Annotated in this window: 2 protein-coding genes; both read left to right on the top strand. The window is 66.5% G+C overall.

Annotated elements, in window-relative coordinates:
* Window positions 1-703: VWA domain-containing protein (locus AC1DMG_RS21670; protein WP_477181107.1), on the top strand; the 703-nt coding region annotated here is incomplete at its 5' end.
* Window positions 700-2,226: VWA domain-containing protein (locus tag AC1DMG_RS21665; protein WP_477181106.1), on the top strand; the 1,527-nt coding region annotated here is incomplete at its 3' end. The genes AC1DMG_RS21670 and AC1DMG_RS21665, both read left to right, overlap by 4 nt.

The following is a 2,226-nucleotide window of genomic DNA, read 5'->3' as shown; positions in this document are numbered from 1 at the left end:
ATCCGGAAGCATGCGCACCGACGACATGCAGCTGAGCGGGCAGCCGGTCAGCCGCTTTGGTGCAGTGGAGGCGATTGCCGGCGATTTCATTGCGCGTCGTAGCGGCGATGAGATGGGTTTGATCCTGTTCGGCAGCCGAGCCTTCCTGGTGACGCCGCTCACCTATGACTTGCAGGCCGTGCGCGCACAGCTGCAGGGCGCGGCCGTGGGCCTGGCAGGTACCGAAACGGCGATTGGCGATGCCATCGGCGTGGCGGTGAAGCGGCTGGCGGGTTTGCCGGAACAGGCGCGCGTAGTCGTGCTGCTGACCGATGGCGTCAACAACGCCGGCAACATCGCGCCGCTTGATGCCGCGCATGCGGCGAAAGCCGCTGGCGTGCGCATCTACACCATCGGCATCGGCGCCACGGAGATGAGCATTCCCGATTTGTTTGGCACGCATACGGTGAATCCGTCGGCGGACCTGGACGAAAACATGCTGCGCACCATGGCGACGCAGACCGGTGGTCGCTATTTCCGCGCTACGGATGCCAGTCAATTGGCCGATGCCTATCGCGCCATCGATGCACTTGAGCCGATGCCGCAACAAGGCCCTTCGCTGCGGCCGCGCCATGAGTTGTTCCGCTGGCCGCTGGGCTTCGCCGTGCTGGCATGGCTGCTCGCCTTCGCACCGCATGTGCGCCGCCGGGAGGCGTTTGCATGAGCGAGGCATGGCAGCAGTTTCATTTCCTGCGGCCGTGGTGGCTGCTCGCTCTTTGCGCGCTGCCGCTGTTGATTGCGCTTGCCGCAGGGCGACACGGTGCGCGCGAACAACTGTCGCGCCTGGTCGATGCGGAGTTGTTGCCGTTCCTGTTGAAAGGAAATCCCGTGCGCAGGCGCGCCACGCCATGGTTGCTGGCCTGTGGCTGGGCGCTCGTCACGCTGGCGATGGCAGGACCCACCTGGAGCCGCGTGGCGCAACCCTTGTATGCGAAACGCGCCGCCCAGGTGGTGGCCGTGTCGCTGTCGCAGCGCATGTTGGCGCGCGATGTGACACCAAGCCGGCTGGATCGCGCGCGCTACAAGGTGCGAGATCTCCTGGCCAGCAATCATGATGGGCTGAACGCGTTGATCGCGTACGCTGGCGAAGCCTTCGTGGTGGCGCCGTTGACCTCCGATGGCGCGGCGCTCAACGATCTGCTGGCGGCACTCTCGCCCGATACCATGCCTGTCGATGGCGACGATCCGGCCCAGGCCATCGAACGCGGCGTCAGCCTGATACACGACGCCAAGGTCGGCGGCGGCTCGCTGGTGCTGGTCACCGATGATGCCGATGCTGCGGCGCAGGCTGCCGCGCGCAAGGCGCTGGCCGATGGCGTGCGCGTTTCGGTGCTGGGCATCGGTACTGCGCAAGGTGGCCCGGTACCGCTGTCGGACAACAGCTTCCAGCGCGACGCGCAAGGCGGCGTGACGCTCGCGCGGCGCAACGACGATGCCTTGCGCGCACTCGCCGCCAGCGGCGGCGGGCAATACGTGCCGATGACCGATGATGATCGCGACATACGCGCGCTCGATGGCGAACTGCGCGCAGGCGGACCGGCAACACTGGCGGCCGATCTGCACGGCGACGAATGGCAGGATCGCGGGCCATGGTTGCTGCTGTTGTTGCTGCCGCTGGCGGCCACGTCGTTCCGCCGTGGTTGGCTGATGCTGTTCGCGCTGGCGTTGCTGCCCGCGATGCCCGGTGTGGCACAGGCGAGCACGTGGAGCGATTTGTGGCGTCGCCCCGATCAACAAGCCGCCATGGCGTTGCAACAGGGCGATGCCAGGCGTGCCGAGCAGTTGGCGCGCGATCCCGCCTTGCGTGGAGCGGCCGCCTATCGCGCCGGAGACTACGCCGCGGCAGGCAATCAGCTGCGCCCGCTGGCTGGCACTGACGCGCAATACAACCTTGGCAATGCGCTGGCCAGGCAGCGCGATTACCAGGGCGCCCTGGATGCCTACGATCGAGCGCTCAAGGCCGATCCCAAGAACGCCGATGCGCTGGCCAATCGCAAGGCGGTGGAAGACTGGATGCGTCATCAGCCTAAGAATCCGCAGAACGACAACGGTGCGAAGGACAACAAGGGCAAGGCAGGCTCGGGTCCCTCGACTACACCGCCCGACAATGCACAAGGCCAGGCGGGCCAGCAGCGCGACGAGAGCAAACAGTACCAGGGCCAAGGCAAGTCCTCGCAGGATGCTCAC

The organism is Dyella sp. 01N36 (genome assembly GCF_056399745.1).
The sequence above is the reverse complement of the archived record's forward strand: the minus strand, read 5'-3'. Positions and strand labels throughout refer to the sequence as shown.